General features: G+C 65.4%; 24 protein-coding genes. 17 read left to right on the forward strand and 7 right to left on the reverse strand.

Going from position 1 to position 25576, the window contains the following annotated elements; genetic code table 11:
• The first annotated feature begins 93 nt into the window (after positions 1-93).
• Positions 94-420 carry a hypothetical protein gene (locus AC3A56_RS14165; protein ID WP_487770753.1) on the forward strand — a complete coding sequence of 109 codons (327 nt, stop codon included), beginning with the start codon at positions 94-96 and terminating at the stop codon, positions 418-420.
• 352 nt (positions 421-772) lie between these two features.
• On the opposite strand, the gene AC3A56_RS14170 is transcribed toward AC3A56_RS14165, so the two are convergent.
• A complete protein-coding gene (locus AC3A56_RS14170; protein WP_487770754.1) occupies positions 773-1852 on the reverse strand; it encodes an IS110 family RNA-guided transposase in 1080 nt (359 codons plus the stop codon).
• A 146-nt stretch (positions 1853-1998) separates the two neighbouring features.
• On the opposite strand from AC3A56_RS14170, the gene AC3A56_RS14175 reads away from it, so the two are divergent.
• From AC3A56_RS14175 to tkt, 13 genes are all read left to right on the forward strand, one after another.
• The gene (locus AC3A56_RS14175; protein WP_487770755.1) at positions 1999-2442 is read left to right on the forward strand and encodes a hypothetical protein; all 444 of its coding nucleotides are present in this window, start codon (positions 1999-2001) and stop codon (positions 2440-2442) included.
• A 776-nt stretch (positions 2443-3218) separates the two neighbouring features.
• Positions 3219-3563 (forward strand): hypothetical protein, encoded by a 345-nt coding sequence (locus AC3A56_RS14180; protein WP_487770756.1) that lies wholly within the window; start codon positions 3219-3221, stop codon positions 3561-3563.
• Between the two features lie 54 nt (positions 3564-3617).
• Entirely contained in the window at positions 3618-4088 is a 471-nt protein-coding gene (locus AC3A56_RS14185; protein ID WP_487770757.1) for a hypothetical protein, read from the forward strand.
• A gap of 262 nt (positions 4089-4350) precedes the next feature.
• Positions 4351-4704: a transposase gene (locus tag AC3A56_RS14190; protein ID WP_487770758.1), complete on the forward strand. Its 354-nt coding sequence runs from the start codon at positions 4351-4353 to the stop codon at positions 4702-4704.
• 92 nt (positions 4705-4796) lie between these two features.
• Complete coding sequence (locus AC3A56_RS14195; protein WP_162248802.1) at positions 4797-5018, forward strand: IS3 family transposase; 222 nt, start codon at positions 4797-4799, stop codon at positions 5016-5018.
• A gap of 2 nt (positions 5019-5020) precedes the next feature.
• Positions 5021-5509: an IS3 family transposase gene (locus AC3A56_RS14200; RefSeq protein WP_487770759.1), complete on the forward strand. Its 489-nt coding sequence runs from the start codon at positions 5021-5023 to the stop codon at positions 5507-5509.
• A 979-nt stretch (positions 5510-6488) separates the two neighbouring features.
• Positions 6489-6731, forward strand: a complete 243-nt coding sequence (locus tag AC3A56_RS14205) for a DUF6429 family protein (protein WP_056764358.1) — start codon at positions 6489-6491, stop codon at positions 6729-6731.
• A 656-nt stretch (positions 6732-7387) separates the two neighbouring features.
• On the forward strand, positions 7388-8794 hold the full coding sequence (gene zwf / locus AC3A56_RS14210; RefSeq protein ID WP_487770760.1) for a glucose-6-phosphate dehydrogenase: 1407 nt from the start codon (positions 7388-7390) through the stop codon (positions 8792-8794).
• Positions 8788-9528 carry an HAD family hydrolase gene (locus AC3A56_RS14215; RefSeq protein WP_487770761.1) on the forward strand — a complete coding sequence of 247 codons (741 nt, stop codon included), beginning with the start codon at positions 8788-8790 and terminating at the stop codon, positions 9526-9528. The genes zwf and AC3A56_RS14215 overlap by 7 nt, the downstream gene beginning before the upstream one ends.
• A 17-nt stretch (positions 9529-9545) precedes the next feature.
• Positions 9546-10649, forward strand: coding sequence for a transaldolase (gene tal, locus AC3A56_RS14220; RefSeq protein ID WP_056714583.1), 1104 nt, complete (start codon positions 9546-9548; stop codon positions 10647-10649).
• Complete coding sequence (gene pgi, locus AC3A56_RS14225; RefSeq protein WP_487770762.1) at positions 10646-12298, forward strand: glucose-6-phosphate isomerase; 1653 nt, start codon at positions 10646-10648, stop codon at positions 12296-12298. The genes tal and pgi overlap by 4 nt, the downstream gene beginning before the upstream one ends.
• Positions 12299-12393: 95 nt before the next feature.
• Positions 12394-14040, forward strand: coding sequence for a phosphoglucomutase (alpha-D-glucose-1,6-bisphosphate-dependent) (gene pgm, locus AC3A56_RS14230; protein ID WP_056714589.1), 1647 nt, complete (start codon positions 12394-12396; stop codon positions 14038-14040).
• A gap of 150 nt (positions 14041-14190) precedes the next feature.
• Positions 14191-16239 (forward strand): transketolase, encoded by a 2049-nt coding sequence (gene tkt, locus AC3A56_RS14235; RefSeq protein WP_487770763.1) that lies wholly within the window; start codon positions 14191-14193, stop codon positions 16237-16239.
• Between the two features lie 62 nt (positions 16240-16301).
• Here the strand turns inward: tkt and AC3A56_RS14240 are convergent, their stop codons facing one another.
• Entirely contained in the window at positions 16302-17057 is a 756-nt protein-coding gene (locus tag AC3A56_RS14240; RefSeq protein ID WP_056714591.1) for a Bax inhibitor-1/YccA family protein, read from the reverse strand.
• A 133-nt stretch (positions 17058-17190) separates the two neighbouring features.
• On the opposite strand from AC3A56_RS14240, the gene hemC reads away from it, so the two are divergent.
• Positions 17191-18105 carry a hydroxymethylbilane synthase gene (hemC, locus tag AC3A56_RS14245; RefSeq protein ID WP_487770764.1) on the forward strand — a complete coding sequence of 305 codons (915 nt, stop codon included), beginning with the start codon at positions 17191-17193 and terminating at the stop codon, positions 18103-18105.
• Between the two features lie 73 nt (positions 18106-18178).
• Here hemC and AC3A56_RS14250 read toward each other — a convergent pair whose 3' ends face one another.
• Entirely contained in the window at positions 18179-18985 is an 807-nt protein-coding gene (locus tag AC3A56_RS14250) for a DUF481 domain-containing protein (protein WP_487770765.1), read from the reverse strand.
• 81 nt (positions 18986-19066) lie between these two features.
• Complete coding sequence (locus tag AC3A56_RS14255) at positions 19067-19987, reverse strand: hypothetical protein (protein WP_056762757.1); 921 nt, start codon at positions 19985-19987, stop codon at positions 19067-19069.
• Positions 19988-20091: 104 nt separating this feature from the next.
• On the opposite strand from AC3A56_RS14255, the gene AC3A56_RS14260 reads away from it, so the two are divergent.
• Positions 20092-21072: a helix-turn-helix transcriptional regulator gene (locus AC3A56_RS14260; RefSeq protein WP_056714604.1), complete on the forward strand. Its 981-nt coding sequence runs from the start codon at positions 20092-20094 to the stop codon at positions 21070-21072.
• Positions 21073-21363: 291 nt separating this feature from the next.
• On the opposite strand, the gene AC3A56_RS14265 is transcribed toward AC3A56_RS14260, so the two are convergent.
• Positions 21364-23124 carry an SLC13 family permease gene (locus AC3A56_RS14265; RefSeq protein WP_487770766.1) on the reverse strand — a complete coding sequence of 587 codons (1761 nt, stop codon included), beginning with the start codon at positions 23122-23124 and terminating at the stop codon, positions 21364-21366.
• Between the two features lie 198 nt (positions 23125-23322).
• On the opposite strand from AC3A56_RS14265, the gene AC3A56_RS14270 reads away from it, so the two are divergent.
• Positions 23323-24276, forward strand: coding sequence for a patatin-like phospholipase family protein (locus AC3A56_RS14270; RefSeq protein WP_487770767.1), 954 nt, complete (start codon positions 23323-23325; stop codon positions 24274-24276).
• 10 nt (positions 24277-24286) lie between these two features.
• Here AC3A56_RS14270 and AC3A56_RS14275 read toward each other — a convergent pair whose 3' ends face one another.
• Positions 24287-24655, reverse strand: a complete 369-nt coding sequence (locus AC3A56_RS14275; protein ID WP_056714614.1) for a DUF488 domain-containing protein — start codon at positions 24653-24655, stop codon at positions 24287-24289.
• A gap of 79 nt (positions 24656-24734) precedes the next feature.
• Positions 24735-25451 (reverse strand): glycosyltransferase, encoded by a 717-nt coding sequence (locus tag AC3A56_RS14280; protein WP_007809932.1) that lies wholly within the window; start codon positions 25449-25451, stop codon positions 24735-24737.
• Positions 25452-25576: the final 125 nt, after the last annotated feature.

Consider the following 25576-nt stretch of genomic DNA (forward strand, 5'->3'; position numbering starts at 1 on the left):
CCTGCTACCGTGGCCCCTAACCACTCGTCCAAGCGGACGCGCGAAAAGCCGCGCGCCGCTTAACTCAAGCGTTAGGCCTTACAGCGAGAGCTCATGAATCCTCAGGTACCTTCAATCATTCTCTTCGCCGTGCTTTTTGGCATGGTCATCGTGTGGTTTATGCTCATCAAGTTGCTGTTCAATCGCCTCGAAGCGGCACATCCACAAAAGTACGAGGCAATGGGGAGGCCCTCGCTATTTCTGCGCAACAACATCGCTACAGGGTGGGCCACCATGAAGTTTCTGTTCGCGCGCGAGCATCGTTCGCTCCACGATAGCTACCTGTCCAAGCTGTCCGATGCAATGCTCGCCTTCTTCGCAATCTATCTGTTTCTTTTCTTTGGGCTGTCGTACTTCGTTTCCGTACCTCACGCGGCCTAACAATTCCGTAAGAGACTTCCCGTCAACCCGAGGTGCATGACGCTTTTGCCTTGGGCTCTCAGGCGACTGCCGGTGAGGGTGTTGTTCGGTGCTGCATGTTGCGTGTCAGTGCTGCGCGGCTCCAACGAGTGTCAGGCTGCATTTCCGTAACCGGTCTTGTTGAGTCGGTTTCGCTGACTCGGACCTCTGTATAAACCGCACCCAAAGACCTCTTTCGTTCATCGGACTGTCGGGTGCCCGGGGATCAGCCGGAACACCGTTTGGACGTCCATCTGGTTAGTCAGGTTCTCTCTGGGTCGGCCTGAACCGTTGTTTACCACTTCGCGCTGACGATGGAACGAAAACCCTGTGGCTACGCGGCGTTGGCTGTATGGCTTCCCTGGTGCATGGGATGGCTGAGGCAGGCGTGCGGATCGTAGTCCACCTCGTGCGCCAGCATCGCCCAGATTTGTCGTGCGTGTTTGTTGGCGATGGCCACGATCACCTTGCCGAACGGCATGCACCCGTCGAGTGAGCGTATCCACCACTGTTCCGGCGTGGCCTTCTCCGGCGCGCCGACCTTGGCCCGCTGCAGACTGCTGCGGGCCCCCTGGATCAGCAGCGTGCGCAGGTACGCATCGCCGCGGCAGCTGATCTCGCCCAGCTGCACATGCCCGCCGCTGGAATGTTGCGTGGGCACCAGACCCAGCCAAGCCGCCATCTGCCGGCCCTGCTTGAACTCGCGGGCGTTGCCCACCGTCGCCACCGCCGCATCGGCGGTGATCGGGCCGATGCCGGTGATCGCGCGCAGCTGTACACACCGCTCGTCCTCGCGCGCGTGGGCCTCGATGCGTGCATCGCACGCGTCGAGGTGCAGGCGCAACCGCTTCCAGTGCCCGGCCAGATCACGCAACAGCTCTCGGAGCTCGGCCGGCAACCCGGGCTGTCCATCGAGGTCCGCCAGCAGGCGGCACAGCGCCCGGTCACTCGGCGCCACGATCACGCCAAACTCGGCCAGCAGGCCCCGCAGCCGGTTGCCGGTCGCCAGCGACTCGGCCTTGTAGCCTTCGCGGACCCGATGCCAGGACAGGCGCACCTGCTGATCGATGTCCTTGACCGGCACGAAGCGCATGTTGCCCTGCCGCGCCGCCGTGGCGATCGCCTCGGCATCGGCGCGATCATTCTTGGTCCGACCACTCTTGCGGAATGGCGTGACGAACTGGGCCGCCATGATCCGCGGCTGCAGACCGTACACCTGGCACCGTCGTGCCCAGTGATGCGCCCCGCTGCACGCCTCCATCGCCACCACGGTCCCCGCCGGCCGCTGCGCCAGCCACACGGCAAACGCCTCACGTTTGAGCTCCCGCCGTTCCAGCACGTGCCCGGCGCCATCCATCGCGCACACCGAAAACACGTTCTTCGCCAAGTCCACACCCAGGGTTATAGTGCTCATGGAGACTTCCTCTTCTGCTGACGGTTGTGTCGCAACACCATCATGGCCCTCGAGGCCGAAAGGGGAGGAAGTCTCTTTTTACTCGTTCGAGGCGGACGGCTTCGCCGCCGCTCAACTCCAGCGTTAGCTGCTAAGGGGAGATTTTTATGAGCCGAACCTTCTTCTGCTTTGTCGCAGGGTTGATGTTTCTCCTGTCGTCGTGCGCCAAAGAGCCATCGCCTCAAATCGCACTAACAGCCTCGCCACCACCGCCCTCCGGAGAACGTCTCGTTTACGTGGTTGGTTGTGTCAACTGCCATCACCAGACCCCCAAAGAGATACTCAACGCTCCACCTCTGACTATTGTGCAAAGCTATTCTTTGCCAGAGTTCAAGAAGCTACTCACAACTGGGGTCACGCGTGACGGTCGAGACATGTATGCGCAAGGCAGCATCATGGGAATTGTGGCAAGAGAGCAGCTATCCCACCTTGCAGACGAAGAAGTGGTAGCTATCCATCAATTCTTGCAAAAAGGATGGACCGCTGAACGTGGCGCACAAGAAGAGGCCAAGATCGCCACTTTCCCACCACCGACGTTCATGAAGAAATGAGCTCGTTGGCTCCTCGGCACGCAGCTAACAATTCATTCAAGCCGAACCCGCTTCGCAGCTTCTTTGGGGCAGCTCGTTGCGGCTACTATTCCGGCTCACAGGCCCCGCGTTGCGGGTCGGCTTAATTCAGGCGTTAGCCGTCCGATCAATGCTGAATCTTAGAGACCAAATCACCACATTCGCCGCCGTTGAGCGCACGACTAGACGGACTGGAGACCTATCCACGTATGTGGAGGCACACATCCGCGGGAACTATCGCGAGGGCCTCGTCCCGGTCACGGTTCGATATCACTCCTACTTCCGTTACAACGAGGAGTGGCTGGATGATCATGGCAACCGTATCTTGGCTACTCAGCGGGACTTTGACACTGCCGCAGAGCGAGACGCTTACAACAGCACTCGCTTCGTTACTGTTCCCAGTGGCGGCTAACAATTCATTCAAGCCGAAGCCGCTTCGCGGCTCGGCTTAATTCAGGCGTTAGGCCTCCAGATGAGCACTGTCGCAAAATCGTCACCGTATCGCTGGCGGACCGCTCTAAGACGACACTTGCCCTGGTTCGTCATCGACCTTGGCATTGCGCGCAAGGGGCAAGATTGCGAGGCGGTTGGAGGTGTCCATTGTTGGTACAACCTCGATGACACCCGCAGCGGCTGCTATCACTGTGAAATCGTACGTCAGGGGCGTCTCTGGGAGTCCGCTGATGCCTAACAGTTCATTCGAGGCGGACGGCTTCGCCGCCGCTTAACTCCAGCGTTAGACCATATGGGAGCAGGGGTTGAACAAGTCTCTTGTTAGCTCGTTCCTCGCAATGCACGCACTTGGGAACGTAGCCGCGTTTATGTCGAACCCTGACTACTATCTGTGGGCATCGTTTTCTATCATTTCGCTTGCAATTTGCAGCTACCTGGTCAACCGGCAAACTGCCAAGCTCATTGTGCTTTCCTACCTGGCAATCGGCTTGTATAGCTTCCTCGTGGGCCTAGTCTTCTTCAACCACGGGCAACTGAGTGGTGCCGGCGTCGCAGCAATGGTTCTAGCCTTTCCTGCAATGTTCTACGTCGTATACCGCGTTTACTCTTCCAAGCCCCGCACGGATACCGTAGCTTCCGGCGTGGTCTAACATCTCGTTCAAGGCGAACGGCTCCGCCGCCGCTCAACTCAGGCGTTAGCGCTCATGAAAAAGATCGTGGCCCTCTTGACCACTAGTCTGCTTATTGCGGGCGCCTGCGCCGCCACCGGACAGACGCCGGCTCCAGCCTCCGTGGCGCCTGCGGGCGCCATAAGCATTTGCCACATCCGGCAGGACCCTGAGCGGTATGTCGGCCAAGTTGTGACTGTGTCTGGCACCTATAAGACTGACTCAAGCCACTATTCCTACGTGCTTGATCCCTCCTGCTCTAGCCAAGGCACGCTAGAGCTAGGGTTCAAGGTCCCGGAGCGGGATGGATCCGTTAAAGCCTTCGAGGCTGCCGAGGCCGAAGAGTGCAAGCGTTCGGGTCAACGAAGTATTTGTTTGCTTGAGGCATCCATCGTGTTGCGGGGTGAAATCGCCGAGACTAAAGGCGCCCACCTTATGCCGAACCTGGTGCACCTCGTCATCAACCCACTCAGCGTCCTAGCTTACCGGTTTCAGGCTAAGCGCTAACAATTCGTCCAAGCGGACGGGGTACCGCCGCCGCTTAACTCAGCGTTAGGTCGCAAGTGAAATCTCCCTGCTGGTCACGGAAGAAAATGTATGACATTGCCGCATAGCATACGCCCGAAGCTGCACGGAGTGGCCTACTCTGGTGCAGGTCATCAAGGTGGCCGCAAATAGCGTCGTAGCGGCCTAACCAGTCATCCAAGCGGACGGGACAGTTCCTACGCTTTAGTGGACACCCTGAACTAACTTTTCAGGAGTCCACGACATGCCCAAGCCAGGTCCGCGAACCACCTATCGCTACACCGATCAGTTCAAGGCAACCGCCGTCCGTTTGAGCCAGCTACCTGGCGTCGCGGTGGGTGACGTTGCCGCGTCGCTTTACATCCATCCGTTCATGCTGTCTCGTTGGCGCAAACAGGCGCGCGAGGGTTTGATCATGACGAAGGGTGTGGCCGTGGACAAAGAAGTGGCGGCGGAGCTCAAGGAGCTGCGCCAGGTGAAGAAGGCCTACGAGCGACTGAAGGTCGAGCATGACCTTTTAAAAAAAGCGATCGCGTTCACTTCCAGTCCAAGGCCGACATCTTCACCTTCATCCGCCAGCAAGAGAAGCACCCGGTGAGGCTTCTGTGCCGGCTCTACGGTGTCAGTGCGAGCGGGTACTACGCGTGGCGCGACCGGCCAACCAGCGCGCGGGATCGGGAGGATGCGCGGTTGCTTGAGCGCATCCGTCGGGTGCACGACGAAAGCCGGCAGACGTATGGCAGCCCGCGTGTCCATGCCGGTCTGCGGCAGGACGGCGAAGCGGTGGGCCGGCGGCGGGTCGAGCGTTTGATGCGTGACCATGCCGTCCGTGGCTGCTCGGCCGATCTGTATCGGCGCTGCCCGGGCGTGGATCGTTTCTTCGCCAGTGTGGCAACCAGGTTCACGAGCTGATGGTGAATCGACCCGACCAGGTCTGGGTGTCCGATGTCACGTACTTGAAGGTATCGGGGACGTGGCGCTACCTCGCCACGGTCATGGATCGCTACTCGCGGCGTTTGCTGGGGTGGTCGCTGGGAACGGATCGGACGGCGAGCCTGACGCGGCGGGCGCTGGCCGCGGCCATGCGTCAACGCAAGCCGCCCGTCGGCACCTTGCTGCACAGCGATCGCGGCGTGGAGTTCCTGGCCGGGGAGTTCAGGCGAGCGCTGGCCAACGCCGGCCTGGTGCAGAGCGTGAACCGCCCGCATCGCATGACCGACAACGCGCACATGGAGTCATGGCACAAGTCCATGAAATCGGACATGTATCACCGTCGCCACTTCACCACTGAAAGCTCGCTGCGAAAGGCGGTGCGCAGTTACATCGATTTCTACAACAACAAGCGCTTACACTCCGCCCTGGGCTATCGTTCTCCTGTCGAGTTCGAGGCCCAAGGCGGCTAACCCACCGGTGTCCACTTTTGCGTAGGAACACTCCGGCTACGCCGCCGCTCAACTCCAGCGTTAGACGTCATGAATGACACAGCTTCTGATGACGAGTCCTATTTCCTGCTGGGCACTGGCACTTGGCGGGATCTCCTGCCGCGTGTACCACGGCCGGTGTTAGTTGTTGGCTCAAAATCGCTGTATCGCGTTCTCCTGGAAGGTTCACTCTTCAAGTTTTCTATCGCGGGAAGCGATCGGCCGATCATTGGCTTTTTTACAACTCGCTTCGTGGCCGCACGAAATAGGCTCGAAGCTGAGGCTATGGCCAAGTCCTCGGTATTACGCGAGTGGGAACGCCAAGGATTTGCCTCTCGAGCGGGAGCGAAGCCAAGCCTTTCCGTTGAGACTTCGGAGATGCTCTCCTCTCGCTTCCGCCTGCGGTCAGGCGCAGGGTTTGCCTTCTTTGGAGACGCGGGTGACGTCTAACAATTCGTTCAAGGCGGACGGCTTCGCCGCCGCTTAACTCCAGCGTTAGGGGGCTAAACGTGCGTCTTTCATGGCTTGCTATTCCGCTCCTCGCTGCCTGCAGCGTCACAGCGAGTGCAGTGGGTGCTTGGCCCCCGTTGCCAAGAACCGGCTTTGTTGCCGGGCGTGCGGCTACGCAAGCCGACGTAAACAGCGGTAGCGCTGGCTTTGCAATTGGTGGCAATGGCGTGGTTGGCTCACCGTTGTCAATCACAATTCCGCAGTACGCCTACTTCAATGACAACGACACAACGATTCCGGTCGTACTCATCCAAGCAGAGGCATCTCAGGGCAAGCAGCTGGCTGCGGGCAGGAAAGCAGATGGAAGCATTGTCGTTGGGTTCCTGAGCGACTTCACGTTGTTGGGCACGGAGCCGCCCCCTGACATCTAGCTCAAGGCGGACAGCTACGTCGCCGCTCAATTCCAGCGTCAGCCGTCATACTGAGGCACTTGCTCCTTGAGGTTCCCGACATGACCTACGATGAGTCAAAAATCGAGGATGCTGTACTTGCACTGCTCGCCGCTTTCAGCTTCGATGGTGGGCGAGCTTGGAAGGGGTTCGACTTCGACGTAATGGATCGGCTTCATGCGCAGGACTTCATCGAGAACCCCGCAAGCAAGAACAAGTCGGTCTGGCTCACACCACAAGGGCTCGAGCGCGGCCGTAAAGTTGCAGAGCAGCTTTTTTCGTCCAGCCCAGGCAATGCCGGCTGACATCTCGTTCGAGGCGGACGGCTGCGCCTCCCTCCGCTCAACTCAAGCGTCAGACTCCAAGAGGCGACATGACAGCCGTCGTGATTCTTCCCGGGCTTGATGGCACCTCTGCACTCCTCGCAGAGTTCTGCGCGTCCTTGAGCGCGCTGGGTGTTGCCGCGCGAGCTGTGACCTACCCTCCGGATCGCCCGCTTGGATACGAGCAGTTGGAGGCGCTGGTACGGGCTCAGCTTCCGTGCGAGCCACACGTGCTTCTGGGTGAGTCGTTCTCCGGGGGAAGGGTCCCGTTTTCCGGACGGCGCGCAATGCCGGGCGATCCCGACAGCCACCCGTCGCGACAGGTGACCGGCACCGTGTTTCTCACCGCGTCGGGCTGGGCGCCCCATCGCGACTCCTCCGGCATTCCGCCAGCCGGGTGAGGGCCCGCGCTGCGTGGTTGGGCATCGGACTGCCCGGTCTTCAAGGATGCAAGTTCATGCGGCGGTCTCGACCGGATGGGTGCGCATCTTATGCATCAACTTAACCTGTTGGCGTGCAGGCTTTGCGGGTAGATTTGGTCTTCGGTGCGAAGGTGGTACATCAGCGCGCCAGCACCGTTGTCACGCGTACCGCCCGAGGCCCGGGATGCTGCGCCCCCTCATGGAGAAATTCGCCTCATGCCGACCCCTCGTTCGGATGCCTTGGTCTTTTTCGGCGCCACCGGTGACCTCGCCTACAAGAAGATCTTTCCCGCCCTGCTGGCGATGATGACGCGCGACGGGCTGGATCTGCCGATCATCGGCGTGGCGCATTCGGGCTGGGACGTGGAGCAGCTGCGGCAGCGCGCCCACGACAGCCTGGTCGAGGCGGCGAAGCACGACGGCGGCGAGCTGGACGAGGCCGCGTTCAGGAAGCTGTCGGCGTGCCTGCGTTATGTCGATGGCGACTACAACGACGCGGCAACGTTCACCGCCCTGAAGCAGGCGCTGGGCGAGGCGAAGCGGCCGCTGCACTACCTGGCCATTCCGCCCAGCCTGTTCGGGGTGGTGGCGAAGGGGCTCAAGCAGGCCGGCTGCGCCGACGATGCGCGGATCGTGGTGGAGAAGCCGTTCGGCCGCGACCTGGCCTCGGCCCGCGCGCTCAACCGGACCCTGCACCAGGTGTTTCCGGAGTCGGCGATCTTCCGCATTGATCATTACCTGGGCAAGGAACCAGTGCAGAACCTGCTGTATTTCCGTTTTGCCAACACCGTGCTGGAGCCGGTGTGGAACAACCGCTACGTGGACCGCGTGCAGATCACCATGGCCGAGGAGTTCGGCGTGGACGGCCGCGGCGGCTTCTACGAGGGCGTGGGCGCGATCCGCGACGTGCTGCAGAACCACCTGCTGCAGGTGACCTCGCTGCTGGCGATGGATGCGCCGATCGGCAACGACCCCGATGCCCTGCGCGCGGAGAAGCTGCGGCTGTTCCGGGCGATGCGTCCGCTGGACCCGGCCGAGGTGGTGCGTGGCCAGTTCAACGGCTACCGGCAGGTGGAGGGCGTGGCCGCGGATTCCAACGTGGAGACCTTTGTGGCGCTGTGCCTGCACATCGACACCTGGCGCTGGGCCGGCGTGCCGTTCTACATCCGCGCTGGCAAGCGGTTGCCGCTGACCACCACCCAGGTGCTGGTGGACATGAAGACGCCGCCGCTGTCGGTGTTCGACCCGATCGGCGCGCCGCAGTCGAACTACTTCCGCTTCCGGCTCAGCCCGGAGGTGGTGATTGCCGAAGGCATGCGGGTGAAGAAGCCGGGCGAGGAGATGCGGGGCGAGGCGGTGGAGCTGGTGGCGCGGCACGATTCGGGACCGGAGAAGTCGCCGTACGAACGCCTGCTGGGCGATGCGATCCGCGGCGACAACGGGTTGTTCACCAGCGACGAATGCGTCGAGGCGGCGTGGGCGGTGGTCGACCAGGTGCTGGCCCATGAGGGGCCGGTGGCGTTCTATGAACCGGGCAGCTGGGGCCCGGATGCGGCAGCCGCCATCGTCAGCGATGATGAGGGCTGGCACGACACCCGACCGGAGCAGAGCACGCCATGTTGACCGACCGCACCTCCGAATCCGCCGCCGTGGTGTTCCTGCTGGACGTGGACAACACCCTGCTCGACAACGACCGCTTCGGCCGCGATCTCAGCGACACCCTGGACGCCGCCTTCGGCGAGGCCGAGCGCGAACGCTACTGGGCGATCTACGAAGAGCTGCGCCAGCTCGGCGGCGTGGCCGACTACCTGGGCGCGCTGCAGCGTTTCCGCAGCGGGCTGGACAACGAACCCTCGCTGCTGCAGATGTCGAACTACCTGCTCGAATACCCGTTCGCCACCCGGCTCTATCCGCATGCGCTGGACACCGTGGCGCACCTGCGCACGCTGGGCACCACGGTGATCCTGTCCGACGGCGACGTGGTGTTCCAGCCGCGCAAGATCCAGCGCGCCGGTCTGTGGCAGGCGCTGCGCGGCGAGGTGCTGGTGTACGTGCACAAGCAGCAGATGCTGGTGGCGATGCAGCAGCGCTACCCCGCCGCGCACTACGTGATGGTGGACGACAAGCCGCAGGTCCTGGCCGCCATGAAGCAGCGGATGGGCCATCGGCTGACCACCGTGTTCGTGCGCCAGGGGCATTACGCCGCCGCGGCCGCCAGCGAAGTGATCGACCCCGCGCCGGACATCACGATCGCTCGCATCGGCGATCTGCGCGGGCGTAAGCTTGATGACTTTCTGCCGGCGGCTCCGGTCATCGCCCTGGCAGCTGATGGAACCTCCCCCCGAAACCCGTCGTGAAGCGACATGGAGCAAGCATGAAAGCGACCCGCCAATTGCACGACCTCGGCCAGAGTCTGTGGCTGGACAACATCACCCGCACCCTGCTCGATGACGGCACGCTGGCGCGCTACATCGAAGAGGATTCGATCACCGGACTGACCTCCAACCCCAGCATCTTCGACGCGGCGATCAGCGGCGGCGACGCCTACGACGCGGGCATCCACGCCAAGTCGCTGGTGGGCATGCAGGGCGAGGCGCTGTTCACCGAGCTGGCGCTGGAAGACCTGCGCCGCGCGGCCGACCTGTTCCAGCCGGTGTTCGAGTCGACCGGCCAGGTGGATGGCTGGGTCTCGATGGAGGTCTCGCCGCTGCTGGCCGCCGACACCGCCGGCTCGATCGCCGCAGCCCGCCACATCCACCACAAGGGGCGGCGCGACAACCTGTTCGTGAAGATACCCGGCACGCCCGAAGGCGTGCCGGCGATCGAGGAAGCGATCTTCCTGGGCATTCCGATCAACGTGACCCTGCTGTTCTCCTGCGCCCAGTATGAGGCCGTGAGCGAGGCCTACATGCGCGGCATCGAGCGCCGCCTGCAGGCCGGACTGGACCCCAGGGTGGGCTCGGTGGCCTCGCTGTTCATCAGCCGCTGGGACGTGGCCAGCAACAAGCAGCTGCCCGACGAGTTGCACAACAAGCTGGGCATCGCGGTGGGCCAGCAGACCTATCGCGCCTACCGGCAGATGCTGGCCTCGCCGCGCTGGCAGAAGCTGGCCGACGCCGGCGCGATGCCGCAGCGGCTGCTGTGGGCCAGCACCGGCACCAAGGATCCCAACGCATCCGACACGCTGTACATCAGCGCCTTCGCCGCGCCGGAGACGATCAACACGATGCCGGAGAAGACCCTGCACGCGTTCGCCGACCACGGCCAGCTGCACGGGGTGATGGACGTGGACGGCGGTGATGCCGACGCGGTGCTCGCGCGCATCAGTGCGGCCGGCGTGGACATCGAGCAGCTGGCACTCACGCTGCAGCGCGAAGGCGCCGAAGCCTTCGTCAAGTCGTGGCACCACCTGCTCGACGGCATCGCCGAGAAAGCCCGCCAGCTGGCCGAGAAGTCCCAGGGGCCGGCGCTGAAATGAGCCAGGGCACACTTACCCGCCTGCCGCAGTGGCAGGCCTTGCAGCGGCATTTCCAGGACATCGGCGGCAAGCACCTGCGCGAACTTTTCGCGGGCGATCCCAAACGCGGCGAGGCGCTGACCGTCGAGGCGGTGGGCTTGTACCTCGACTACTCCAAGCAGCGCGTGGACGCCGACACGCTGCGCCTGCTGTGCGAACTGGCCGGCGCCCGCCAGCTGCCGCAGCGCGTCGAGGCGATGTTCAGCGGCCGCAGGATCAATACCACCGAGGATCGCGCGGTACTGCATGCGGCGCTGCGCGCGCCACGCGGCGAGCAGATCCTGGTCGACGGCCACGACGTGGTGGCGGACGTGCACGCGGTGCTCGACCGCATGGCCGCGTTCTCGGAACAGGTGCGCAGCGGCGCGTGGAAGGGCCACAGCGGCAAGCCGATCCGCAACGTGATCAGCATCGGCATCGGCGGCTCGGACCTGGGCCCGGTGATGGCCTACGAAGCGCTGCGCGATTACAGCCGACGCGACATGACGTTCCGCTTCGTCTCCAACGTCGACGGCACCGATTTTGCCGAAGCGGTGCGCGACCTGGACCCGGCCGAGACCCTGTTCATCGTCTGCTCTAAGACCTTCACCACGCTGGAAACCCTGACCAACGCGCACGCGGCGCGCGCCTGGAGCGTGGCGGCGCTGGGCAAGGAAAGCGCGGTGGCGAAGCACTTCGTGGCGGTCTCCACCAACGCCGAAGGCGTGGCGAAGTTCGGCATCGACACCGCCAACATGTTCGGCTTCTGGGACTGGGTCGGCGGGCGCTATTCGATGGATTCGGCGATCGGCCTGTCGACCATGCTGGCGATCGGCGCGCACGGTTTCCGCGATATGCTGGCCGGCTTCCACGCGATGGACGAGCATTTCCGGCACACCCCGCTGCAGCACAACCTGCCGGCGATCATGGGCTTGCTTGGCGTCTGGAACGCCAACTTTCTGGGCGCCGCCACGGTGGCGGTGCTGCCGTACGAGCAATACCTGAAGCGCTTTCCCGCCTACCTGCAGCAGCTGACGATGGAGAGCAACGGCAAGCACGTGACGCTGGACGGCGCGGCCGTCGACTACGCCACCGGACCGATCTACTGGGGCGAGCCGGGCACCAACGGCCAGCATTCGTTCTACCAGCTGATCCACCAGGGCACCCACATCGTGCCGTGCGACTTCATCGGTTTCGGCCAGACGCTGAACCCGATCCCCGCCCAGGGCGGCGGCGACCAGCACGATCTGCTGATGGCCAACCTGATCGCCCAGGGCGAGGCGCTGGCGTTCGGCAAGACCGCCGACGAAGTCCGTGCCGAAGGCACCGCCGAGGCCCTGGTGGCGCATCGCACGTTCGAGGGCAATCGCCCCAGCAGCACGATCCTCGCCGCGAAGCTGACGCCGCACAGCCTGGGCACGCTGATCGCGCTGTACGAGCACAGCGTGTTCGTGCAGGGCGTGATCTGGGACATCGATTCGTTCGACCAGTGGGGCGTGGAGCTGGGCAAGCAGCTGGCAAAAACCACCATCGCCGAACTGATCGCGAAGGACGAGCCCTCACTGCACCACGACAGCTCCACCAATACCCTGATCCGTCGCTACCGCCAGCTGCGCGACGGTCATCCCTGACGGTACGGGAGCGCACGCTGTCCACGAGGGACTCCCTTCGGACAGCGTGCGCTCCTGCGAAATACGCCCACCCGTCGCATCACTCCAGAGAACCCATGAGCCAGAAGATCAGCCCCCTCGCCGGCAAGCCGGCACCGCAGTCGATCCTGGTCGACGTGGCGAAACTGCTCGCCGCCTACGCCGACACCCGGCCCGATCCGTCGGTGCCCGCGCAGCGCGTGGCGTTCGGCACCTCGGGTCATCGGGGCAGCTCGCTCGACGGCAGTTTCAACGAGTGGCACATCCTGGCGATCAGCCAGGCGATCTGCGAGTACCGCAAGTCCAAGGGCATCGACGGCCCGCTGTTCATCGGCGCGGACACCCATGCGCTGTCGCAGCCGGCGTTCGAGAGTGCGCTGGAAGTGCTGGCGGCGAACGGCGTGGACGTAATGGTCTCCAGCGGCGGCGAGTTCACCCCCACGCCGGCAATCTCGCACGCGATCCTGGTCTACAACCGTGGTCGCACCACGGGGCTGGCCGACGGCATCGTGATCACGCCGTCGCACAACCCGCCCGACAACGGCGGCTTCAAGTACAACCCGACCAACGGCGGCCCGGCCGACACCGACATCACCAAGTGGGTGGAGAACCGCGCCAACGCGTTGATCGAAGCCGGCCTGAAGGACGTGAAGCGCATGCCGTTCGCGCAGGCGCGCAAGGCAGCGACCACGCACGATCACGACTACCTCAACAGCTACGTCGCCGACCTCGCCAGCATCATCGACTTCGACATCATCCGCAGCGCCGGCGTGCACATGGGCGTCGACCCGCTGGGTGGCGCCGGCGTGCATTACTGGGCGCCGATCGCCGAGCGTTACAAGCTCGACCTCACCGTGGTCAGCGAGGTGGTTGATCCGCAGTTCGCCTTCATGAGCGTGGACTGGGACGGCAAGATCCGCATGGACCCGTCGTCGAAGTACGCGATGCAGCGGCTGATCGGATTGAAGAACCAGTACGACGTGGCGTTCGCCTGCGACACCGACCACGACCGCCACGGCGTGGTCACCCGCTCCAGCGGCCTGATGGAGCCGAACCATTACCTGTCGGTGCTGATCGACTACCTGTACCGCCACCGCCCGCAGTGGAGCAGCAACGCCGCCGTGGGCAAGACCGTGGTCACCACCGCGCTGATCGATCGCGTGGTGAAGCGGCTGGGGCGCCAGTTGTACGAGGTACCGGTGGGCTTCAAGTGGTTCTCCGAAGGACTGTTCGACGGCGCGCTGGGCTTCGGCTGCGAGGAAAGCGCGGGCGCCTCGCTGCTGCGCCACGACGGTTCGGTGTGGACCACCGACAAGGACGGCCTGGTGCCGGCGCTGTTGTCCGCCGAGATCACCGCCCGCGAAGGCCGCGACCCGGGCGAGCTGTTTGACCGGCTCACCGGCGAGCTGGGCCGACCGTACGCGAACCGTCTCGAGGCAGCGGCCACGCCCGCGCAGAAGGCGAAGCTGTCGAAGCTGTCGCCCGACCAGCTGAAGAGCGACCAGCTCGCCGGCGAGAAGATCGAGCAGGTACTGGACAAGGCGCCGGGCAACGGTGCGGCGATCGGCGGCATCAAGGCGGTCGCCGCCAACGGCTGGTTCGCCGCCCGGCCGTCCGGCACCGAGGCGATTTACAAGATTTACGCGGAAAGCTTCAAGAGCGAAGAACACCTCAAGAGCCTGCTCGACGAGGCACAGAAGATCGTCGACGCCGCGCTCGCCTGATCGTGGGCTTGGGTCTTCTGGGCGACGTCATTCCCGCGAAAGCGGGAATCCAGTGACCTCAAGGCCGCCGACAGGGAGAGGCACTGGATCCCCGCTTTTGCGGGAATGACGGTGGTTGCCTCGCACCATTCCCCCACACTGGAGAACATCATGTCCCACGACCTCGACCAGCAATGCATCAACATGCTTCGCTTCCTGTCGGTGGACATGGTGCAGAAGGCCGACAGCGGCCACCCCGGGCTGCCGCTGGGCGCGGCGCCGATGGCCTATGTGCTGTGGACGCGGCACATGAAGTTCCACCCGGCCGATCCGCACTGGGCCGACCGCGACCGTTTCGTGCTTTCCGCCGGCCACGGCTCGGCGCTGCTGTACAGCCTGCTGTTCGCCAGCGGCTACGACGTGTCGCTGGACGACATCAGGCAGTTCCGCCAGTGGGGCAGCAAGACGCCCGGCCATCCCGAGTACGGCCATACGCCCGGCGTCGAAGTCACCACCGGGCCGCTCGGCCAGGGCCTGGCCAATGCGGTGGGCATGGCGCTGGGCGAGGCGCAGCTGGCGGCGACCTACAACCGCGAAGGCCATCGCATCATCGACCACCACACCTACGCCATCGTCAGCGACGGCGACCTGATGGAAGGCGTGGCCAGCGAGGCCGCGTCGCTGGCCGGCCATCTCAAGCTGGGCAAGCTGATCTGCCTGTACGACGATAACTACGTGACGCTCTCGGCCGGCACCGACATGACGTTCTCGGAAGATCGGGGCGCACGCTTCGACGCGTATGGCTGGCAGACCATCCATGTCGACGACGGCAACGACGTGGACGCGATCCATGCCGCCCTGCGCGCCGCCCGCGAGGACACCAGCCGCCCGTCGCTGATCCTGGTGCGCACGCACATCGGCTACGGCTCGCCCGAACAGGACAGCTACAAGGCGCACGGCTCGCCGCTGGGCGTGGAGGACGTGAAGAAGACCAAGCAGAAGCTCGGCTGGCCGGTGGAACCGGACTTCCTGGTGCCCGAGCCCGCGCTGGCGCACATGCGCGAGGCGCTCGAGCGTGGGGCGAAAGCCCAGTCGGACTGGGACGGGCGGATGAGCGCCTACGCGGCGGCCTTCCCCGAGCTGGCCAGGGAGTTGCGCGCCCGCCTTGGTGGCGAGCTGCCGCAAGGCTGGGACGCGGACATCCCGCGGTTCCCCGCCGACCCGAAAGGCCTGGCCACCCGCGTGGCCGGCGGCCAGGTGATGAACGCGTTCGCGAAGAAACTGCCGGCGCTGTGCGGCGGTTCGGCCGACCTCGATCCGTCCACCTTTACCGCGCTGAAGGGCCTGGGCGACTTCAACCCGGCCGTCGTCCCGGGCGAAGACACCGAAGGCTCCGACGGCGGCGGCTGGAGCCGTGACGGCCGCAACTTCCACTACGGCGTGCGCGAACACGCGATGGCCGCGATCAGCAACGGCCTGGCCGCGCATGGCGGCTTCATCCCGTTCGACGCCACCTTCCTGATCTTCTCCGACTACATGCGCCCGTCGATCCGGCTGGCCGCCCTGATGGGGCTGCACGTGGTGCACGTGTTCACCCACGACAGCGTGGCGCTGGGCGAGGACGGCCCCACCCACCAGCCGATCGAACAGCTGGCCAGCCTGCGGGCGATCCCCAACCTCACCGTGATCCGTCCCGCCGACGCCAACGAGACGGCCGAGGCCTGGCGCGTCGCGGTGAGCTCGAAGAAGCATCCGGTGGCGCTGGCGCTGACCCGGCAGAAAGTGCCGACGCTGGACCGCCAGCACCACGCCGGCGCCGAAGGCCTGCGCAAGGGCGCGTATGTGTTGCGCGAGGCCCGCAGCGGGCAGGCCGCGCTGATCCTGATCGCCAGCGGCTCGGAAGTTGGCCTGATCCTCGACGCGGCGGACAAGCTCGAAGCCGACGGCGTCGCCACGCGCTGCGTGTCGATGCCCAGCTGGGAATTGTTCGACGCGCAGTCGCCGGATTACCGCGAGCAGGTGCTGCCCGCCGGCGTCGCGGCCCGGCTGGCCGTGGAAATGGGCGCCACCCAAGGCTGGCTGCGCTACGTGGGCTCGCGCGGTGACGTGCTCGGCATCGACCACTTCGGCGCCTCCGCGCCGGCGGAAAAGCTGCTGCAGGAATTCGGCTTCACCGTCGACAACGTGGTGAAGCGGGCAAAGGCGCTGCTGGGCAAATAGACCCGCGGACACGACGAGGCCGGCGGATCGCAGCGATCCGTCGGCCTCGTTGTTTCAGATGCTCAGTTGCGCGACTGCAATTTCGACAGCAGGCGCAGCAGTTCCAGGTACAGCCAGACCAGGGTGACCACCAGCGCAAACGCGCCGTACCACTCCATGTACTTCGGTGCGCCGGACTGGGCACCGGTTTCGATCAGGTCGAAGTCGAGGATCAGGTTCATCGCGGCGATCACCACCACCACGGCGCTGAAGCCGATGCCCAGCATGCTGCTGCCATTGATGAAGCCCATCGAATGGCCGAAGAAGCCCATCGCGAAATTGGCCAGGTACAACAGCATGATGCCGCCGGTGGCGGCGACCACGCCGAGCTTGAACTTCTCGGTGGCGCGGATCAGGCCGCTGCGGTAGGCCAGCAGCATCGCCGCCATGGTGCCGAAGGTCAGTCCCACCGCCTGGATCACGATGCCCGGATAACGCATCTCGAAGATCGCCGACAGCGCACCGATGAACAGGCCTTCGGCCACCGCGTACAGCGGCGCGGTGTAAGGCGCCCAGGTCTTCTTGAACACGGTGACCAGGCCGAGCACCAGGCCGCCGATGCAGCCGCCAAGCACCAGCGGCATGATCGTGGGCAGGCTGTCCGGGCCGCTGAAGCGGCTCCAGCTGACGAACGCACCCACCAGTACCAGCAATAACAGCAGCCCGGTCTTGTTGACCGTGCCGTTGATCGTCATCGCGTCGTCGCTGCGGGTGACCACGGCGCCGCTGGCGGCGTCGAGGAAGGTGTTCTTGTTGAGCGCCGGATTGCCGCTTTGCATGATCTGCTCCCGAGGTTTCCCCCATCCTAGCCCGGTCCATCGCGGTTTTGCAGCCTCCTGCGCCAATTCGCCGTTGCACCGCGGCGCGGAAACTACGCGACAATGAGCGCTCGTTGAACCTCGCGGAGCCCTGATGAATCCTTCCACCCTGCGTATCGCCACCCGCAAGAGCGCGCTCGCGCTGTGGCAGGCCGAGCACGTCGCCGCGTTGCTGCGCACGACGCACCCGGGGCTGACGGTGGAACTGGTGCCGATGAGCACGCGCGGCGACGAGATCCTGGACAAGCCGCTGGCCACGATCGGCGGCAAGGGGCTGTTCCTGAAGGAACTGGAAGTGGCGATGCTGGAAGGCCGCGCGGATCTGGCCGTGCATTCCCTGAAGGACGTGCCGGCGGAACTGGAACCCGGCTTCGTGCTGCCGGCGATCCTGCCCCGCGCGGACGCGGCGGATGCCTTTGTCAGCAACGACCACGCCGAGCTGGCGTCACTGCCCCAAGGCGCCCGGGTGGGCACTTCCTCGCTGCGCCGGCAGGCGCAATTGCGGGCGTTGCGGCCGGATCTTCAGCTGCTGGATCTGCGCGGCAACGTGGGCACGCGACTGGGCAAGCTCGACGCCGGCGACTACGACGCGATCGTGCTGGCCTGCGCCGGGCTGGAACGACTGGGCCTGGCCGCGCGCATCCGTTCGCGACTGGCCGCCCCGGACTGGCTGCCGGCACCGGGCCAGGCGGCGATCGCGATCGAGGCACGCGGCGACCAGCCCGCCGTGCTCGCCTTGCTGGCCGCGCTGGACGACGCCGACACCCGCCTCACCGTCACCGCCGAGCGCGCGATGAACCATGCGCTGGGCGGCAGTTGCACGGTGCCGGTGGGTGCGTGGTGCATGCTCGGCGAACACGGCCTGCACCTGCGCGGACTGGTCGGTGACGCGAGCAGCGGCCGCCTGCTGCATGCCGAAGCAAGCAGCCCCGGGGAACAGGCGGAGTCACTGGGTCGGCAGGTAGCCGAAGCCCTGCTGGCGCAGGGCGCGGGCGAGATGCTGGGGTAGAAGCGGGAAAGGGGAACAGGGACTCTGAGCTTCGCGCTCTTCCCGTTCCCCGTTCCCTGTTTCCGCTCTTCCCTCAGAAACTGTAAACCAGGTTCGTCGTGGTCAGCGTGTCGGTTTTCTTGGTGCCGGGCAGCACGTCGCTGTTGTGGCGCATCTGGAAACCGACCTTCAGCGCCAGCTTCTTGGTCATGCTGACGGCGAGGCCCGCGTCGTTCTGCAGGTAGGTGTTCTTGGAGCCCGCTTCCATCAGGAAGGTATCTTCGAACGCGGTGTTCTCGGTGAGCTTGAACTTGTAGTTGATCAGGCCGCGGCCGACCATTTCGCTCTCGGTCGGCTGCTGCTGGTGCACCACCGCGCCGTCGACCACCACATCCACATCGGCCGGGCGGTAGCGCTTGTAACCGGGGCCGATTTCGAACGACAGCTCGTTGCGGCCGTCCTTCAACGCGATGTAGCCGTAACCCAGCGAGACGATGCCCTGCCACAGGTTGGCGCCGAAGTCGTCGTGCTCGTAGCGCGCGGCGCCCACGATGTAGCTGCGCGGGTCGAGCTTGAGGCCGACCGAGGCGCCGCCGTCATAACGGTTCGCGGTGGTGTTGAACTGCTTGATCGTGTTGCCGTCGGTGTCGACCAGGGTCTGCTGGCTCTTCGAGCGCAGCGCGTCGACGAAGAAGTTGTTCTTCCACTGCTCGTTTTCCTGACTCAGGCCGAGCTTGGCGTTGATGTTCTCCGAGCGCGAATTGCCGGTGGACGAGGCGAAACCGAATTCGCCCGAGCCACTCCAGCCGCCGTTGGCGGCCTGGGTGTCGGTATCCTGGGCCTGGACGGCGAAGCTCGAGAAGGCGGCCAGCAGCAGGCCGGCGATCAGGGTCTTTTTCATCGGGGCGATCCATTTGTTAAAAGATGGTAAGGCCGCTACCTTAACGTGGCGGTTTGAACTGCCAATGAACGTTCCGGAAAATCACGGGAACGGATTCATTCCGCCAGCGGGAAACCCCCGCGCCAGGGCCGTTTCATAGACATGCTGCTCGATCATCTTGCCGAGCAGGCAACTGGGAACGGCCAGCGCGGACGCCAGCAGCCCGCCGCCGAATCGGTCGGTGAACAACAGGGCCGCGCAGGGCAGCACGTAGATCAGTAGGGCGGCGGCGACGCGGGGCAACGACAGGTGCTGGACGTACAGGTCATGGTCGCTGCCCTGGGCCGGCGCCAACGACTGCCAGCGCATGCCTTCGAGCAGGCCCAGCAGCAGGGCCAGCGCCAGCAACAGCAGGATCCACGGATAGGCGCCGTCGGGGCCTGGCCCGCCCTGCATCATCACGCACAACCACAGCCACAGGCCGCCGCCATACCAGGCGGTGACCAGCCGGCTGACCGGCAGGGAGGAGGACATCCGCTGCAGGTCGGGTGAAAGCTGGCTGCGGAAGCGGTACGCGCTGTGCACCAGGCTGACCAGGCTGCACAGCAGCAGGGCGACCCCGGCCATGCGCATCGACAACACGTGTCCGTGTCCATCACCCAGCACCAGCAGCAACAGCACGGGCAGGAAACAGGCCAGCGCCATCCATGCCGCCCGTTTGGGCCAGCGGCGTTCCGCCGGCGGCCCGCCGTACCACGCGGTGTTCGCCGAAAGACGCAAGCCGCCCAGGGCCAGGCCCGCGCACACCAGCGCCGTGCCCAGCACCAGCGGCATCTGCATCGCACCGTTGCCGATCTGGTTCATGCCCAGGGTCAGGCCCATGCCCAGCCAGATCCACAAGCCGTAGCCGCTGACCGCCAGCACGCGCAGCAGGATCTCGGCGTAACTGGATCGCGTCGTCCCGGCATGGGAGCGGTCGTGCGTGCTGGTGACGTCTGTCGGCAATTCGCGGCTGGGCGACATGAGGCATCCGATGCTGGTTTCGACCGTGCCGGCGGCGACTTGTGAGCAACGCAGGCCGCCTCCATGCTACACAAGGCCTGCCATCGACGAAACGCCGACGCCCCATGGATCGCTACGAACGCATACTGACCCTGCACCGGCTGCTGAAGTCGGCGCACTACCCGATACCGCTGCCGCGCCTGCTCGACGAACTGGAATGTTCGCGTGCCACGCTGTACCGCGACGTGGCCTTCCTGCGCGATGCATTGCGCGCGCCGATCGAAAGCGGCGGCAACGACCAGGCCGCCGCGTTCCGCTACGAGCTGGGCGAAGGCGAGAAGTTCGAGCTGCCCGGCCTGTGGCTGACCTCCGACGAGCTGGCCGCCCTGCTGGCGCTGAACGAGCTGATCGGCCGCTCCGGCCCCGGCGTGCTGGCCGGCGCACTGGCGCCGTTCAAGTCGCGCATCGAGGGCCTGCTTTCCAACCACGACAACGGCAAGGCGTTGCCGATCGAGCGGATCAGGGTGATTCCCTGGGGCGAGCGCAAGCTCGACCAGCAGGTGTTCCGCACGGTGGCCGGCGCGGTGCTGCAGCGCCAGCAGCTGCGCTTCCGCTATCGCGCGCGCACCACCAATGCCGACAGCCGCCGCACGGTGTCGCCGCAGCGGCTGACCCATTACCGCGACAACTGGTACCTGGACGTGTGGGATCACGACCGCGAGGCGCTGCGCAGCTTCGCCGTCGACCGCATGGCCGAGGCGCACGCGCTGGACAGCGCCGCCATCGACGTCCCCGACAGCGACCTCAACGAACTGCTCGCCTCCAGCTACGGCATCTTCGCGGGCAAGCCCAAGGCCTGGGCCACCATCCGCTTCTCGTCGCACGCGGCACGCTGGGTCGCCGACGAACACTGGCACTCGCAGCAGAAGGGCGAATGGCTGCCCGACGGCCGCTACGAACTGAAGCTGCCCTACTCCAACTCGAAAGAGCTGCTGATGGACGTGCTCAAGTACGGCCCGGATGCGGAGATCGTGACGCCCATGTCACTGCGCGAGGAGATGAAGATCCTGCTGCAGCTGGCATTGGGCGGATACGCCCAGCCATGACTGGCGCTACCACTCCTCGGTGGCATTCGCACAACCCGGATGCACGATGAAGCGACTCCCGCACGGCACGTTTGCCTCCTCTCCCCCTCGGGGGAGAGGATTGAGGTGAGGGCCGGTGTACGACGAAACTTGATCGAAGCCGGCTTCGATGCTGGCTCCAGGCGGGGGGGGCCCTCTCCCCAACCCTCTCCCGGAGGGAGAGGGAGCAAACGCGAAATGCGCTTTGCTTTGTTGAAGCGGCCTCCCCCCTGCGGGGAGAGGGAGCAAACGCAAAGAAGCGCTTTAGCTCTATTAAAACGGCCAGAACTTCGGAATCAGCCACATCGACAGCGCGCAGAAGATCAGGATCAGCGGGATACCCACCTTCATGAAGTCGGTGAAGCGATAGCCGCCGGCGTAATAGACCATGGTGTTGGTGGGATAGCCGACCGGGGTGGCGAATGACGTCGCCGCGGCGAACGCCACCGCCACCACGAATGGCCGGGGGTCCACCTTCATCGCGTGGGCGACCGACACCGCGATGCCCACCATCAGCACCACCGAGGGGTTGTGTCCCATCAGCTCGGTGAGCAGGGCGGTGAGCAGATAGACCATCAGCAGGGCGGCCAGCGGGCCGTGTTCGCCGACCACGCCCAGGCCCATCTGCACCAGTTCCTGCGACAGGCCGCTGCGCTCGATCGCGATGCCCAGGGGCAGGATCGCGCCGAGCAGGATGATGATCTTCCAGTCGATGCCTTCGTAGACATCCTTGCGGCCGAAGCAGCCGGTCAGCGCCATGGCGATGGCGCCGCAGATCGCCGCGATCGGAATCGGCAGCCAGTGCAGGCCCGAGGCCACCACCACGCCGGCCATGATGGCGGCCGCGTAGAACGCCTTGCGCGGAGTGCGATGCGTTTCCTCGCGCTCGCTCAGCACGATGAAGGCCTCGTCGTTGCGCAGGTTTGACAGTGCGTCGTCGTCCACCAGCACCAGCAGCACGTCACCTACCGCGAGACTGACGTCGCTGAGCTTGTCGCGCAACAGCTGGCCGCGCCGATGGATGGCCAGGGCGACCGCGTCATAGCGCCAGTTCAGGCCGGTCTCGTCGAGCCGCCGGCTTTCCATCGGGCTGGCCGGCGCCACCATCAGCTCCACCATCACCCGCGAGCGGTCATCGCCCTTGGCATAACGCCGGTCCGGTGCGTTGCGCAGGCCGGTACGGCGCTGGAATTCCTCGATCTTTTCCCAGTCACCGCGCACCAGCAGCACGTCGCCCACGGCGATCTCCTGGCTGCGCGGCGACCACATGCGCTTCTCGCCCCGCAGCAGCTCCAGCGGGTAGACGCCATAACGCTCGCCCAGCTTCGCATCGGCGATGCTGCCGCCGACCAGCGACGACTGTTCGGTCACCTCCAGCTCGGTGACGTACTTGCCGATGTCTTCCTGCTCCGGCATCTCCGCATCGATGTGGCGCGGCAGCAGCCAGCGCCCGACCAGCATCAGATAGAGGATGCCGACCACGGCGAGGATCACGCCCATGCGGGTGAACTCGAACACCCCGAACGCCGCCATGCCGTGCTTCTGCGCCAGCGTGTCGGCGAGCAGGTTGGACGAGGTGCCGATCAGGGTGCACACGCCACCCATCTGCGCGGCGTAGGCCATCGGCATCAGTACGCGGCCCGGCGGCGTATGCGTGCGCTGGCACACGCGCAGCGCCAGCGGCAGGAAGGTGGCGACCAGGGCGATGTTCTTGACGAAGGCGCCCAGCGGCGCGATCGCCAGCATCAGCGCCAGGGTCAGCAGCCAGGGGCGCCTGATCCGCATCAGCCAGTGGCTCAGCGGTTCCAGCGCGCCGGAACGCTCGATGCCCAGGCTCAGCGCGAACATCGCCGCCACCGTCACCGTGGCCTCGTTGCTGAAGCCGCTGAGCGCTTCCACCGGCGTGACGATGCCGAGGATCACCAGGGTCGCCAGCACCAGCAGGGCGACCAGGTCGATGCGCAGCTTCTCGCTGGCGAACAGCGCCATCGCCAGCGCGATCACCGCCACGGTCGCCCAGGCCTGCCAGTTCACGCAGCAAGCTCCGGCCCGCGCACGCGGCTGGGCTTTCGGGCAGAAGCGGGTGATGAAGGAGCCATGCGCGATTCCATGTTCGTTGCCGCCAGCCAGGTGCCGCAGCCCTGATCATACTAACCAGCCGCCACCACCCTCGCTCGCGCTCGATGCAGCCTGCCAACGGCAACGCCTGCATTTCGTGATTGAATGCCTGCCATGAAAGCACATCAACCCGGGCCTTCTTCCACCACGCCGGACCTGCCCGCCGCGCCACTCGGGCCGACGGTGGCGCTGGCGCTGGGAGCCGGTGGCGCCAAGGGGCTGGCGCACATCGGCGTCATCGAGGAAATCGAGGCGCAGGGCTACCGGATCGTGGCGATCGCCGGCACCTCGATGGGCGCCCTGATCGGCGGCATCCATGCCAGCGGCAAGCTGGAGGTCTATCGCGACTGGGTCTGCGCGCTGGCCAAGCTCGACGTGCTCAGGCTGGTCGACTGGACCTTCACCGGCGGCGGGCTGATCAAGGGCGAGAAGATCATCGAGACGATGCGCGGACTGATCGGCGACGTGCAGATCGAGGAGCTGCCGCTGGCGTTCACCGCGGTGGCCACCGACATCGAACGGGGCCGCGAGGTGTGGCTCAGCCGGGGCTGCCTGTTCGACGCGATCCGCGCCTCGATCGCCATTCCCACCGTGTTCCGCCCGCACCTGATCGACGGTCACCGGCTGGTCGACGGCGCCCTGCTCAATCCGGTGCCGGTGACTCCGCTGATCCGCGAGAACGCCGACTACACGATCGCCGTCAGTGTCGATGGCGCGGCCGTGACCAGCACGCCACCGGAACCGCCGATCCGCGACGCGAACGCGCCATCGGGCTACCGCCAGCGCATCGGCGACTTCATCAGCCGGATGATTCCGCATGGCGAGAGCCCCCCGCCGGTGCCAGGCACGCTCGACCTGCTGACCCAATCGATGGACCTGATGCAGGCCAACCTGGCGCGGCTGCGCCTGGCCGCCTACGAGCCGGACCTGCTGATCGAGTTGCCGCGCAACATCGCCAGCGCCTATGAGTTCTATCGGGCGCGCGAGCTGATCGAGATGGGCCGGCTGCAGGCCCGTGCCGCGCTGGCCAGCTGGCCGCGGGCGGGCACGCCGCAACGCGAGGCGTGACGGGCGCGGCTCAGCGCGGCCCGTGCGAGTGCAGCCAGTTTTCCAGATAGGCCTTCAGCGCCACCGCGTTGTTGTGTTCCTCGTCGCGTGCGCCGTACAGCAGGGTGAGCTTGTGCCGGCTGGCACGTTGCGCCAGCGGTTGCCAGTGTTCGGCGAGCTTGTCCAGTTCACTGGCGTAGCGATGGCGGAAGCCGTCCCACAACGCGGGATCGTGTCCGAACCACTGGCGCAGCGCGGTCGACGGCGCCAGTTCCTTCGCCCACAGGTCCAGCGGCACCGCGTCCTTCTTCAGGCCGCGCGGCCACAGGCGATCGATCAGCACGCGGTAGCCATCGGTGGTCGCGGCCGGTTCGTAGACGCGTTTGACGGCAATGCTCATGGGCAGTCTCCCGATGCTCCGGCTCAGCCGAGGACACCACCCAGCATACGAGCATCCGGAGCAGCCGACGTGACCTGGATCAGAGTTCCTCGACCCTGGTTACCTTGCCGCGACGCATCAGCCAGGCCACGCCGCGCAGGTCGGCCAGGCCCACCCACAACCGGTCCAGCATGCCGTACTTGGACACGCCGGCGGTGCGCGGACGATGGCCGACCGGCACGCTCTGGGCGGCGAAACCGGCACGCTTGACCAGCGCCGGCAGGTAGCGGTGCATGTGGTCGAAGTAGGGCAAGCGCAGGAACACCTCGCGCTCGAACAGCTTCAGGCCGCAGCCGGTGTCCGGGGTGGCGTCGCGCAGCATGCGCGAGCGCACCGCGTTGGCGATCTTCGAGGAGATCCGCTTGTTGAAACTGTCGCGGCGGGTGGTGCGCCAGCCCGCGAACAGCCGCGTTTCGGCCGATGCCGCGTCGCGGGCGGCAAGCAGCTTCGGGATGTCGGCCGGATCGTTCTGGCCGTCGCCGTCCAGCGTGGCAATCCACGGCGACTGCGCCGCGCGCACGCCGTTCCATACCGCCGTGCTCTGGCCGCTGCGGGTGACGTGGTGCAGCACGCGCAGTTCCGGGTGGCTCGCCTTCTGCGCCGCCAGCACCGCGCGACTGTCGTCGCTGGAATCGTCATCGATGTAGATGACCTCGTAGTCGACTTGGCCGCGCAGGGCGGCGGCGATCTCGGCCAGCAGCGGCGGGATGTTGTCGCGCTCGTTGAAGACGGGGACGACGACGGAGAGTTGCGGCATGGGGAAGGCCTTTCAGCGGGAGCAAGTGTGCGCGTGGCGCAGCAACGAAGCGCAGTTTAATGCCAAAGTACGTACTGCTCCTCCCTCTGCGAAGCAGGGGAGGCTGGGAGGGGGTGGCTTTTGGC

This window comes from Rhodanobacter sp. Soil_C_14, from assembly GCF_057657335.1.

Excerpts from the sequence above, each read along its gene's own strand:
- AC3A56_RS14270 (WP_487770767.1), top strand. The coding sequence starts at position 23,323 with ATGAAAGCACATCAACCCGGGCCTTCTTCCACCACGCCGGACCTGCCC.
- tal (WP_056714583.1), top strand. The coding sequence starts at position 9,546 with ATGAAAGCGACCCGCCAATTGCACGACCTCGGCCAGAGTCTGTGGCTG.
- AC3A56_RS14275 (WP_056714614.1), bottom strand. The coding sequence starts at position 24,655 with ATGAGCATTGCCGTCAAACGCGTCTACGAACCGGCCGCGACCACCGAT.
- zwf (WP_487770760.1), top strand. The coding sequence starts at position 7,388 with ATGCCGACCCCTCGTTCGGATGCCTTGGTCTTTTTCGGCGCCACCGGT.
- AC3A56_RS14215 (WP_487770761.1), top strand. The coding sequence starts at position 8,788 with ATGTTGACCGACCGCACCTCCGAATCCGCCGCCGTGGTGTTCCTGCTG.
- AC3A56_RS14250 (WP_487770765.1), bottom strand. The coding sequence starts at position 18,985 with ATGAAAAAGACCCTGATCGCCGGCCTGCTGCTGGCCGCCTTCTCGAGC.
- AC3A56_RS14175 (WP_487770755.1), top strand. The coding sequence starts at position 1,999 with ATGAGCCGAACCTTCTTCTGCTTTGTCGCAGGGTTGATGTTTCTCCTG.
- AC3A56_RS14190 (WP_487770758.1), top strand. The coding sequence starts at position 4,351 with ATGCCCAAGCCAGGTCCGCGAACCACCTATCGCTACACCGATCAGTTC.
- tkt (WP_487770763.1), top strand. The coding sequence starts at position 14,191 with ATGTCCCACGACCTCGACCAGCAATGCATCAACATGCTTCGCTTCCTG.
- pgm (WP_056714589.1), top strand. The coding sequence starts at position 12,394 with ATGAGCCAGAAGATCAGCCCCCTCGCCGGCAAGCCGGCACCGCAGTCG.
- AC3A56_RS14185 (WP_487770757.1), top strand. The coding sequence starts at position 3,618 with ATGAAAAAGATCGTGGCCCTCTTGACCACTAGTCTGCTTATTGCGGGC.
- pgi (WP_487770762.1), top strand. The coding sequence starts at position 10,646 with ATGAGCCAGGGCACACTTACCCGCCTGCCGCAGTGGCAGGCCTTGCAG.
- AC3A56_RS14260 (WP_056714604.1), top strand. The coding sequence starts at position 20,092 with ATGGATCGCTACGAACGCATACTGACCCTGCACCGGCTGCTGAAGTCG.
- AC3A56_RS14205 (WP_056764358.1), top strand. The coding sequence starts at position 6,489 with ATGACCTACGATGAGTCAAAAATCGAGGATGCTGTACTTGCACTGCTC.
- AC3A56_RS14165 (WP_487770753.1), top strand. The coding sequence starts at position 94 with ATGAATCCTCAGGTACCTTCAATCATTCTCTTCGCCGTGCTTTTTGGC.
- hemC (WP_487770764.1), top strand. The coding sequence starts at position 17,191 with ATGAATCCTTCCACCCTGCGTATCGCCACCCGCAAGAGCGCGCTCGCG.
- AC3A56_RS14255 (WP_056762757.1), bottom strand. The coding sequence starts at position 19,987 with ATGTCGCCCAGCCGCGAATTGCCGACAGACGTCACCAGCACGCACGAC.
- AC3A56_RS14240 (WP_056714591.1), bottom strand. The coding sequence starts at position 17,057 with ATGCAAAGCGGCAATCCGGCGCTCAACAAGAACACCTTCCTCGACGCC.
- AC3A56_RS14170 (WP_487770754.1), bottom strand. The coding sequence starts at position 1,852 with ATGAGCACTATAACCCTGGGTGTGGACTTGGCGAAGAACGTGTTTTCG.
- AC3A56_RS14280 (WP_007809932.1), bottom strand. The coding sequence starts at position 25,451 with ATGCCGCAACTCTCCGTCGTCGTCCCCGTCTTCAACGAGCGCGACAAC.